This is a genomic window from Phreatobacter sp. AB_2022a (assembly GCF_026847585.1).
Lineage (GTDB): Bacteria > Pseudomonadota > Alphaproteobacteria > Rhizobiales > Phreatobacteraceae > Phreatobacter.
This window is the reverse complement of sequence record NZ_JAPSET010000094.1, coordinates 1-9,957: the sequence shown is the minus strand read 5'-3', so window position 1 is coordinate 9,957 and position 9,957 is coordinate 1. Positions and strand designations below refer to the sequence as shown.

11 protein-coding genes are annotated in these 9,957 nt (G+C 69.0%); 5 read left to right on the top strand and 6 right to left on the bottom strand.

Annotated elements, in window-relative coordinates:
• On the top strand, nucleotides 1-392 hold a 392-nt coding region (locus OZ671_RS31415; protein ID WP_328286414.1), incomplete at its 5' end, for an exodeoxyribonuclease VII large subunit.
• A gap of 33 nt (nucleotides 393-425) precedes the next feature.
• Here OZ671_RS31415 and OZ671_RS31410 read toward each other — a convergent pair.
• Nucleotides 426-1,427 (bottom strand): alpha/beta fold hydrolase, encoded by a 1,002-nt coding sequence (locus OZ671_RS31410; RefSeq protein ID WP_268864347.1) that lies wholly within the window; start codon nucleotides 1,425-1,427, stop codon nucleotides 426-428.
• Nucleotides 1,428-1,517: 90 nt separating this feature from the next.
• On the opposite strand from OZ671_RS31410, the gene OZ671_RS31405 reads away from it, so the two are divergent.
• The gene (locus tag OZ671_RS31405) at nucleotides 1,518-2,354 is read left to right on the top strand and encodes a LytTR family DNA-binding domain-containing protein (RefSeq protein WP_268864346.1); all 837 of its coding nucleotides are present in this window, start codon (nucleotides 1,518-1,520) and stop codon (nucleotides 2,352-2,354) included.
• A 53-nt stretch (nucleotides 2,355-2,407) separates the two neighbouring features.
• On the opposite strand, the gene OZ671_RS31400 is transcribed toward OZ671_RS31405, so the two are convergent.
• A complete protein-coding gene (locus tag OZ671_RS31400; protein WP_268864345.1) occupies nucleotides 2,408-3,529 on the bottom strand; it encodes a carboxylate-amine ligase in 1,122 nt (373 codons plus the stop codon).
• Nucleotides 3,530-3,814: 285 nt separating this feature from the next.
• A complete protein-coding gene (locus OZ671_RS31395; RefSeq protein WP_268864344.1) occupies nucleotides 3,815-4,564 on the bottom strand; it encodes a 16S rRNA (uracil(1498)-N(3))-methyltransferase in 750 nt (249 codons plus the stop codon).
• A gap of 195 nt (nucleotides 4,565-4,759) precedes the next feature.
• Between OZ671_RS31395 and OZ671_RS31390 the strand changes: the two genes are divergently transcribed.
• Nucleotides 4,760-5,245, top strand: a complete 486-nt coding sequence (locus OZ671_RS31390; RefSeq protein WP_268864343.1) for a hypothetical protein — start codon at nucleotides 4,760-4,762, stop codon at nucleotides 5,243-5,245.
• A 6-nt stretch (nucleotides 5,246-5,251) separates the two neighbouring features.
• A complete protein-coding gene (gene ubiA / locus OZ671_RS31385) occupies nucleotides 5,252-6,193 on the top strand; it encodes a 4-hydroxybenzoate octaprenyltransferase (protein ID WP_442957151.1) in 942 nt (313 codons plus the stop codon).
• A gap of 26 nt (nucleotides 6,194-6,219) precedes the next feature.
• Here ubiA and OZ671_RS31380 read toward each other — a convergent pair whose 3' ends face one another.
• The 3 genes from OZ671_RS31380 to OZ671_RS31370 form a co-directional block, all read right to left on the bottom strand.
• Nucleotides 6,220-6,765 (bottom strand): hypothetical protein, encoded by a 546-nt coding sequence (locus OZ671_RS31380; RefSeq protein ID WP_268864342.1) that lies wholly within the window; start codon nucleotides 6,763-6,765, stop codon nucleotides 6,220-6,222.
• Between the two features lie 27 nt (nucleotides 6,766-6,792).
• Nucleotides 6,793-7,755 (bottom strand): bifunctional riboflavin kinase/FAD synthetase, encoded by a 963-nt coding sequence (locus OZ671_RS31375; protein ID WP_268864341.1) that lies wholly within the window; start codon nucleotides 7,753-7,755, stop codon nucleotides 6,793-6,795.
• A gap of 77 nt (nucleotides 7,756-7,832) precedes the next feature.
• Nucleotides 7,833-8,285, bottom strand: coding sequence for a MaoC family dehydratase (locus OZ671_RS31370; RefSeq protein WP_268864340.1), 453 nt, complete (start codon nucleotides 8,283-8,285; stop codon nucleotides 7,833-7,835).
• Between the two features lie 298 nt (nucleotides 8,286-8,583).
• Between OZ671_RS31370 and OZ671_RS31365 the strand changes: the two genes are divergently transcribed.
• A partial coding sequence (locus OZ671_RS31365; protein WP_268864339.1) for an EAL domain-containing protein occupies nucleotides 8,584-9,957 on the top strand: 1,374 nt, incomplete at its 3' end.

Sequence of the window (9,957 nt, the reverse complement as noted above, 5' to 3'; positions counted from 1 at the left end):
CGCGCTCGCTCGGCGTCTATGCCGAGGCGCAGCGCCAGCGCATCGGCCGCAACGCCGAGCGGCTCGATGGTCTTGGCACGCGCGCCCGCCGCGCCGTGGCGCTGATCCTGCGCCGCCACGCCGAGCGGCTCGATGGGGCCTCCAAGCTGCTCGGCGCCCTGTCCTATCAGGGCGTGCTGGCGCGCGGCTTTGCGCTGGTGCGCGATGCCGACGGCCGGCCGCTGCGCGAAGCCCGGGCGGTGACGGCCGGGCTCGCCCTGTCGATCGAATTCGCCGACGGGCGCGTCGCCGCCCGCGCCGAGGGCGACACGCCGGCAAAAACGGCCTCGGCGCGCTCCGAGCCGCGCCCGCCGCGCAAGGGCGGCGGCGAAGGCCAGGGCAGCCTGTTCTGATCGGCCGTCCGGCGTTCCGGAGCCCTTTTCGCTTCAATGGCCGAGCAGTCGCCCGGCAGTGCGAACGATGGCCTCGGTCGCGGCCGGCTGAATCACCATGCCCATATGGTCGACCCCGGCGAGCACCTCGACACCGATCGTCGGATTGGCGGCGCGGATCTCGGCGGCATAGGCGGAGGCGACGAACAATTGGTCGTTCGCGCCGACCAGCACGGCGGCGGGCTTGGCGATGCGGGCAAGCGCCGGCTGCCAGTCGCGCGGCAGGCTCATATTGGCGAGCAGGCGGTGGGAATAGATCCGCGCCCGCTTGCCCTCCGCATTCGGCGGAACGGCATAGGCGATGACGTCGAGGCCGTCGAAGGCGGTTATGCCGAGGCCGTTGAGCAGGGACAGCACGGTGATGCGCGGGACCGCGGCATTGGCCCAGCCGCCGGTGACGCTGGCCCGGTCGCCGGTCCCCGGACGGCTGGTGCCGGAGCGCACGGAAATGAAGGGCGAAAGGGCGAGGAAACCGTCGAATCGGGCCGCGATCGGTTCGCCCGCGGCCCGCAGGACGAAGCCGCCGCCGAGGGAGTGCCCGGCGAGCAGGCGCCGTTCGCCCGGAAAGCGCTGCTCGATCACCGTGACGAGGTCGGCAAGATCGTCTTCCAGTTGGCCGCGATAGCCGATATCGCCCAGCGATCCGCTCTCGCCATGGCCGCGCAAGTCGATCGCATAGGTGGTGATGCCGGCCGCCGCGAGATCGCGCGCAGCCGCATGAACCGCGATGGCTAGGCCGGTCGAGCCGTGTACGAGCACCGCGACGCCGCCGCCCGGCCGCCCCCCATAGAGGCGATAGGCGAGGCGGGCGCCGTCGCGCGCGGCATAATAGCTGTAGGGCGGCACTGCTCCGGCCGGCTTTGCCAGGAGCTGATCGGCCTCGCTCATGGCGGCGAGCGGCGGCGGCGGCGCCGGCCGCGAGATGGCGAGCGCGGCCGCAAGGCCGCCGATGGCCGCGACGATGAGCGCGAGCGGGATGATGGCGAGGTACTTCAAGCGGGGGCCTCCGGGTGAGGCCCGATTGTCTAGGCGCGGCACGGCGCGTAATCTCGCCCCAATGCGCCAACGGCACCGGATATTTCGCCAATGACCAGCCTTGCCGGAGGCAGGCCCGCGTCCCGCCGCCTCTGGTCTGCCGCGTGGTCCCGCGGGGGCCTCCTCGCCCTGTGGATCGGGGCCGGACTGGTCCTGGGGGTGATCGGCCCGTTCGGCTCCTATATCGGCATGAGCCTTCCGGTCAGGCTCGTCCATTTCGTCGGCAATGTCGTCTCCATCAGCCTCCTCGTCATGGCGATGACGGTGCTGGCGCGGCGTTTCCTGTTCGGCGGCGCTCTGCCGTTCTGGGCGATGCTGGCCATTGCCGTCGTGGCGGCCTTGCCGGGCGCGCTCATCGTCGAGCTGCAGATGCGCTTCTGGACGCCTGACGTGCTTCGCCACGTGAACCGCGGCGAGCTCGTTTTTCAGACGCTGAGCCTCAACCTGATCCTCGGCACGGTGGTCTGGGTCATCCGGGAACGGTTGCAGCCGACAATGCAGCCGATCCCGGCGCCGGCCGGGATCTTGCCCGAACCGGTGATCGCGCGGGCTGCGGCGGGCGAGGAACAAGTCGACGCCCTGACCGCGAAACTGCCTGTGGCGCTGCGCCGGGCGCGGCTCATCGCGCTCAGCGCGGAGGACCACTACCTCAAGGTCCACACCGATCGTGGCGAGGCCCTGATCCTGATGGGCCTGTCGCAGGCGGCCGCGGCGCTCGGCCCGGGGCGCGGCGTGCGCATCCATCGCTCACACTGGGTGGCCTTCGACGCCCTGCCGGCGGACGGCTACAAGCGCAGCGCCGGCGTGCTTCATCTCGACGGCGGGCTGACCTTGCCGGTCAGCCGCACCGGCCGGAAACTGCTCGCCGCAGGCCGCCCGGTCGCGTGACGGGACCGGGCAAGCCAGGCGCCATCGTCCGGCAAGGACCATTGCAGGGTTGGCTATTGCAGCGTTTCCTGGGCGATCCAGGTCTTCACCGCGCGCAACGCGTCGTGCGGCGTTTCGGCCAGGCTCAAGGCCGATTTCCAGACGGCGAGCTGTCCGTCCGCACTGGTGCCCCGTGTCGCGATCTCCATGCAATGGGCGACCTCCCGCGCGCAGTTCAGCGCCTCGGCCTCGTCCATCACCTGGTCGAGCGTCTCGGCCACGACGTCGCGCACCGACAGCGTGATGCGGCGCTTCTCGTCGATCAGGCTGCCGTGGACGCCGTAGCGCTGGGCGCGCCACTTGTTCTCCTGCAGCACTGCCCGCGAGACGGCCGACAGATTGGCGTTGATCTCGGGATTGCGGATGAGGTGGCGCACCAGTGTGCGATAGAGCGCGGCAATCGCCAGCGTGTCCTCGACCCGGGTGCAGCAATCGGGCGCCCGCAGCTCCAGCGTCGGATATTTGCGCGAGGGCCGGATCGCCCACCAGACATAGCTCGAATCCTCGATGACCCGCGTCTCCACCAGGAGCGCGATATAGTCGTCATATTCGGCTTCACTGCGGAACAGCTCCGGCAGGCCGGTGCGCGGCAATTCGTCATAGGCCGCGAGCCGATAGCCCATCAGGCCGGTCGCGCGCGTCTGCCAGAACGGTGAGGAGGTCGAGAGCGCGATGAGAATCGGCACATAGGGCATGATCCGGCTCATCACGTCGACCCGCCGCGTCAGGTCGTCGAATTCGACATGGACGTGAAGGCCGCAGACGATGTTGCGCTGGCCCAGCATCTGCAGGTCGTGCATGACGCTGTCCGAGCGGGGCGTGTCATTGGCCCGCTGCGTTGCCCAGAGCGCGGTCGGATGGGTGCCCGAAGCCAGAATGGCGAGGCCATGTTCGGCCGCGACCTCGCCGAGCATGGCGCGCATCGTCTTCAGCTCGGTGCGGGCGGTGTCGAAGGACGAATGGACCGAGCTGGTCAGCTCGACCTGCGACTGCAGCAGCTCGCCCTTCAGGCGGTCGCCGAGCCGCTGCTTGGCCGCGTCGAAGAAGGCCGGCGGCATGCGCCGCATCACCGCCTTGGTTTCCGCGTCCACCACGAAGAATTCCTCTTCTATACCGAAACGGCAGGTGTCCGACATGAGTGTCTCCATCTGTTCGGGCACTGAACTGTCGGCGCGTTCCCCTGGTTCCACGGGCCGCGCGGCCGCGACCAGCCCCCGTCTCGTTGGGCCGCGGCGCTGAACAGGCTGAAGCGGGGTGGGGCGAAAATGTGGCCGGAGCGATCACGCGCCGCCTTAGTTTTGTAACCGATTGAAAGATTGCGTGAACTTAAATCGTTTGACTTTTGCCGGAAAAATGGCCGTTCGCGCTGATTTGCGACCTCGTCCCGGCTAAGCCGGTTCGAATCCGCGCCAATGTCGCCATTATTGGTGCCAGTCGCCGAGCGTGCTCTGGACCACGGCCAGCGCCGCGACCGCTGCCGTGTCGGCGCGCAGGATCCTGGGGCCGAGCGACAGGGCGACCGTGTTCGCCCGCCTGCCGATGGCGCTGCGTTCCTCGGGGGCGAACCCACCTTCGGGCCCGATCAGCACGGCCAGCGGTGCCGGGTTCGCCTCGAGCGGGCGAAGCACGTCGACGGGATTGGCGAGGCTCGCATCCTCGTCGCAGAAGATGACGCGCCGGTCCACCGGCATGGCCGAGAGGACCGTGTCGAGCGGCTGCATCGGCGCGCATTCGGGAATCGTCAGGATGCCGCATTGTTCTGCGGCCTCGATGGCATTGGCCTCGATCCGGTCGGGATTGACCCGGCCGACCTGGGTGTAGCGGGTAGCGACGGGAACGAGGCGCGAAACGCCCATTTCCACTGCTTTCTGCACCATATAGTCCAGGCGGGCCTGTTTCAGCGGCGCGAAGACGAGCCAGAGGTCGCCGGCCGGCGTCTGCGCCCGCACCTGTGCCTCGACGACCAGTTCGACGGTCTTCTTGGCCGCGCGCCGCAGCGTCGCCCGCCATTCGCCCTGCCGGCCGTCGAAGACGTGCAGCCCCGCGCCGTCGGCGAGCCGCATCACATTGACGAGATAATTGGTCTGGTCGCGGTCACAGGGGATCACCACACCGGCACCGAGGCTGGTCCGCACGAACAGGCGCGTCGCGCCGAAATCATAAAGCGCCATGAGCGAAATCCCGGCCTTGCGGCAAGCTTTGCCGCCGTCGCGGCCATCCTCCGGCCGCATAGCGCCGGCATCCCGATCTGACAAGGACGGCTCCGCGACGGGTCGGCACATTGCCACGATCATGTCGGATTGGTATGGACAATGCCGCTTTTCTTTGAGGTCCGCTCGTCCGCGGACGCCTTCCGGGACCGACTGATGCATCGTTTTCTGCCGAACCGTTCGCTGCTTCTCGGGCTGATGGCCGCGGGCGTCCTCGTCGCCGCCGTGCCGGCCAAAGCCAACGAGATCTGCCAGAACGAGTTCCAGCCGCTGCTGCAGAACCATCAGCGGATCATGCAGCAGACCCAGGCCGCCATGCCGCGCGGCCGGCCGACTTCGTTCGACCAGGCCCGCGCCAATGCCCAGCGCGCCTGCAACGCGCTCGGCACGGCCCAGACCTCGTTCGAGCGCCTGAAGAAATGGGTGACCGACAACGCCGATTTCTGCCAGCTGCCGGAATCGATGGTCAACGACGTCAATAACGGTCTCAACAACGTCACCCGCAACCGGCGTCAGGCCTGCCAGGGTGTCGCCCAGCTCGATCGCCAGCGGCGCCAGGCGGAGGCGGGCGGCGCCAATCCGTTCGGACCCGGCCCCGGCCGGCGGCCGCAGCTGGACCTGCGCACCCCTGGCGCCTTGTAAGCCACCATGACGATGACCGATGGCCGCGTTGCCGATGCTGTCCGCGGTTCCTGGGTCGACACGATCGCACCGCCGGGCTGGCGCCCCTATCTGAGGCTCGCCCGTGCCGACCGGCCGATCGGTTCCTGGCTGCTGCTTCTGCCATGCTGGTGGTCGGCGGCCTTCGCGGCCATCGCGGCCGGCCAGCCCTTGCCCAATCTCTGGCACATGCTGCTGTTCGCCGTCGGTGCGGTCGCCATGCGCGGCGCGGGGTGCACCTACAACGACCTGGTCGATCGGGATATCGACGCCATGGTCGACCGCACGCGCTCGCGTCCGCTGCCGTCGGGCCAGGTCACGTCGCGTCAGGCCAAGCTCTTCCTGATCGGCCAGGTGGTCGTTGGCGCGCTGGTTCTGCTGGCGCTCGCGAGGCCGTTCGCCTGGGCGCTCGGTATCGCCTCGCTCGCAATCGTTGCGGTCTACCCCTTCATGAAGCGCATCACGTCATGGCCGCAATCGGTGCTGGGCCTGGCCTTCTCCTGGGGCGCGCTGATGGGCTGGGCCGCCGCCTTCGGCCGGCTCGACTGGCCGCCTGTGCTGCTTTATGCGGCCTCGATCCTCTGGGTCATCGGCTACGACACGATCTATGCCCATCAGGACCGCGAGGACGATGCCATCGTCGGCGTCAAGTCGACCGCCCTGCTGTTCGGCGAGCGTACGCCCGTGATCCTGTCCCTGATCTATGCCGGGGCGGTCTTCCTGTTTGCGGCGGCGCTCTGGGCGCTCGGCGGCTCCATCCTCGCCTATTGCGGGCTCGCCGCCTTTGCCCTGCACCTTGCCTGGCAGGTGGCGCGGCTCGACATTTCCGACCCCGACCTGTGCCTGCGGCTGTTCAAGTCCAACCGGGATGCCGGGCTCATCTTTCTCGCCGGACTGATGGCCGAGGCGGCGCTGAGGGCGGCCGGCTGAGGCCGGCCCCAAATTTTCCGTCCTGCTCAGGATCTTTGCCCGCGTGCCGGCACGGCGAGGGCGGGCAGCGCGGCCAGCAGCATGGCGGCGAGGCCCCAGCGCCAGCCATGGCGATCGACGACCCAGCCGGCGCTGATCGAGGCGGTCGTGTAGCCGATGAGGAAGGTCGCGAAGAGCGGCCCGATTACGACGGCTGAGGTTTCCGGGCGGTCGTCACGGATCAGGAAATAGATCAGATAGGACAGGATGAGCATTCCGGCGCCGACCTGCAGCGCCCGTGCGACGACAAAGGCTTCGAACTGGCCGACGAAGGTCGAGGCGAGCGTCAGCGCGGCATAGATCACCAGGATCGCGTTGAACGCCCTCTGTTGCGGCAGCAGCCGGACGACGAGGCCGCCGAGCAGAAGCGCGACGAGGGCGGCGATCACCGTGGACTGCCAGGCGAACATGGCGAGCGGCGGCGCGATGGCGAAACCGACCATCAGCTGGGGCAGCATGACCGCGGCCAGATTGACATTGGCGCCGATCAGGAACGCGCATAGAAGGGCCGCCGCAAAACGCCAAGCCGTCATCGTCCGATCTCCCTGGCCGGAAGCGCGTCAGGCCGCAAGGATGGCCCGCGCCTTGACACTGTCCTGATCCATCTGGGCGATCAGCGCATCGAGGCCGTCGAATTTGAGTTCCGGCCGGATATAGCCGGCAAAGGCGACATCCACCGGCCGGCCATAGAGGTCGCCGGCGAAATCGAACACGTGCACCTCCAGAAGCGGCGCACCATTGTCGAAGGTTGGCCGGCGGCCGAAGCTCGCCACGGCGTCGTGCCAGGCGCCGTCGAGGCCGAACTTCACCGCATAGATGCCATGGGCGAGCCCGCAATCGGGCGCGAGGCGCAGATTGGCCGTGGGATAGCCGAGCGTCCGGCCGCGCTTGTCGCCATGGATCACCTCGGTCGAGATGAACCAGGCATGGCCGAGCAGCCGGTTGGCCTCGTCGATCCGGCCCTCGCTCAGCGCCTGGCGGATCACCGTCGACGACACCGTGGTGCCCCCCTCGCGCAGCGGCGCCATGGTGGTGACGCCAAAGCCATGGGCGGCGCCCGCGGCGACGAGGCTGGCGGCATTGCCGCCGCGGCCGGCGCCATAGTGGAAGTCCTCGCCGATCACCACATGGCCGGCCTTCAGCCAGCGGCAGAGAACCTCGCCGACGAAGGCTTCCGCCGACAGGGCGGCAAAGGCCTTGTCGAAACCTGCGACCGCGACCGCGTCGAGCCCAAGCGCCGCCATCAGCCGGATCTTGGCCGGCCCGTCGGCGAGCCGGAACAGCGGCCTGTCGGGTTGAAAGAAGGCGCGCGGATGCGGCTCGAAGGTGAGCACCAGCGCCTTGCGCCCGAGCCGGCGCGCCAGCGCCACCGTCTGCTCGATGACATATTGATGGCCGCGGTGAACGCCGTCGAAATTGCCGATTGCCACGACGCTGCCGGCAAGCGCATCCGGTGCCGGCGCGGCGCGGTCGAGCACGGGAAAGGCCGGGGAAGGCCGCCTCGGCGGCAGGATCAGAGGCATGGAGGCTTGGCTGGGCTTTTGACGGTCACAGGGGCTGGATGCAGCGCGCCGGACCCTGCCGCCGGCGGCCGCCGCCGTCAAGCCGCCGCGGTCAGTTCCAGCCGGGACGGCACGCGCACCCACGCCTCGCCGTCGAGCACCACGGTGGCATCGACGGCGCATTCGCAGGCCAGCCGCGCCCGCTGGCGGTTCTCGATCAATTCGGCCACTTCGACATGGACGCGGACGACGTCGCCGATCTTGACCGGCGCCTTGAAGTTGAGGGTCTGCGACATGTAGACCGCGCCGGGGCCGGGCAGGCGCGTGCCGATGACCGCCGAGATCAGGCTCGCCGTGTAGAGCCCGTGGGCGATGCGCTGGCCGAACCGGGTCTTGGAGGCGTAGAGGTCACTGAGGTGGATCGGGTTCTGGTCGCCGGAAATGTCGGCGAAACCGACAATATCCTGGTCTGTCACGGTCTTCAGCACCAGTTCCGACAGGCCGACCTTCAGGTCCTCGAAGGCCAGGGAGCGAATGGCACGAACGGGCATGGCGTTACCTCCAGGGGCGGCAACAATCATCAGTTTCATGCTGCAATGCAATAGGACCAAGGGCGAAGTCCGCGACGGCCGGCCCGAGGCCGCCGCCCGTTACCGCCGCCATGCGGCGCAATTCGGCTTGTTTTCCGCGCTTCGATGAAGACGAATCAGCCGCATTCGGGGCAATGTCGCGATCGAGCGCAGTCGCACCCGAAACCACCCGCAGCGATTGCAGGCTCCGATCTTCACGCCGGGGGGACGAAGACCGTTACCTATGCCTCGTTCCAGTTCTTTCTTCGTCGCATTCTGCATGGTGACGATCGCCGTCTCCGTGGCCGCGCTGGCCTATCTCGTCGCCCATGTGGAGGCTGGCTTTTCCGCCGCGATCGGCTTCGGCCTGCTGCTCGCCATGGTCATCGGCCACTATGGCGGCCAGCAGGCGACCGATCGCCTTGCGACCGAGGCGCGCATGGCCGAGCTTGCGCGCGCCAATGGCGAACTGGCCCATGATCTGGCCGAACTGGCCCGCAGGGTGGACCGTTTCGACACCCTTGCCGTCGATCAGGCGCGGGCCCTGACGGCGCCGCTGTCCGGCGAGATCGGCCAGCTCGGGGCCCTCGTCAAGCAGTTCGCCGAGACGCTGCAGGTGCATGAAGCCGCCATCGTCAGGCTCGGCGCCAACGCGCAGCCGGCAGCGGCGTCCGCTGCGCCGCCCGCAGTGCAACAAGCCGCCCCCGAGCCGGTCACCGCGCCGCCCGAAGCCGCGCCTGGCGAGCCGGCGCCGGCTGCGAGTGGGGTCTCCGCCCCGGCGGCGGGCCGGGCGGTGCCTTCGCGGCTCATCGAGACGCTGCGCCAGCGGCTCGACCGGGCCGAGCCCGCACCGGCCGCCGCGGCGGTCCTGCCGCCCGTGTTCGAAGGCCTGACGCGCGCCGAGGCCATCGCCTCGATCAGCGGCGCGATCGACGCGCGCCGCGTCGATCTCTACCTCCAGCCGATCGTCACGCTGCCGCAGCGCAAGGTGCGCTGGTACCAGGCTTCGGTCCGGCTGCGCATTGCTGCCGGCGATCTCCTGCAGCCCGCCGAATATCGCGACATCGCCGAGCCTGCCGGGCTGATGCCGGCGCTTGACATCGAAACGGTCAGCCGCTGCATCCAGGTGGTCAAGCGGCTCACCTCGCGCAACCGCGATGTCGGGCTCGTCTGCGACATAGCCGGCGCCTCGCTCTCCGACGCCGCTTTCGCGAGCGAGCTCATTGCCCTGCTCGACAGCAACCGCGCGCTGGCCGGTTCGCTGGTCATCGGCCTGCGGCAGGCGACCATGCGCAATCTCGCGCCGCTCGACGGCGAGACGCTCGGCGCGCTGGCCGATCTCGGCTTCCGTTTTGCGCTGGACGCGGTCACCGACCTCCGGTTCGAGCCCCGGGACGTCGCGGCCCAGGGCTTCCGGCAGGTCAAGGTGCCCGTCGACCTGCTGCTCGGCCATCCCGGCCAGGTCGGCACCGCGATCCATCCGGCCGATCTCGCCGGCCTGTTCGCGCGCTACGGCGTCGACTTCATCGTCGAGGGTGTGGAAAGCGAGCCGCAGGTGGTCGACCTGCTCGACCACGACGTCAGGTTCGCCCAGGGCGCGCTGTTCTCGCCGGCCCGTCCGGTCCGTGCCGAAGTGCTCGGCGAATCCGTGGCG

What these genes read in the sequence shown, in the direction of transcription:
- OZ671_RS31405 (WP_268864346.1), top strand. Translation starts at nt 1,518, where the DNA reads ATGACCAGCCTTGCCGGAGGCAGGCCCGCGTCCCGCCGCCTCTGGTCT.
- OZ671_RS31400 (WP_268864345.1), bottom strand. Translation starts at nt 3,529, where the DNA reads ATGTCGGACACCTGCCGTTTCGGTATAGAAGAGGAATTCTTCGTGGTG.
- OZ671_RS31395 (WP_268864344.1), bottom strand. Translation starts at nt 4,564, where the DNA reads ATGGCGCTTTATGATTTCGGCGCGACGCGCCTGTTCGTGCGGACCAGC.
- OZ671_RS31390 (WP_268864343.1), top strand. Translation starts at nt 4,760, where the DNA reads ATGCATCGTTTTCTGCCGAACCGTTCGCTGCTTCTCGGGCTGATGGCC.
- ubiA (WP_442957151.1), top strand. Translation starts at nt 5,252, where the DNA reads ATGACGATGACCGATGGCCGCGTTGCCGATGCTGTCCGCGGTTCCTGG.
- OZ671_RS31380 (WP_268864342.1), bottom strand. Translation starts at nt 6,765, where the DNA reads ATGACGGCTTGGCGTTTTGCGGCGGCCCTTCTATGCGCGTTCCTGATC.
- OZ671_RS31375 (WP_268864341.1), bottom strand. Translation starts at nt 7,755, where the DNA reads ATGCCTCTGATCCTGCCGCCGAGGCGGCCTTCCCCGGCCTTTCCCGTG.
- OZ671_RS31370 (WP_268864340.1), bottom strand. Translation starts at nt 8,285, where the DNA reads ATGCCCGTTCGTGCCATTCGCTCCCTGGCCTTCGAGGACCTGAAGGTC.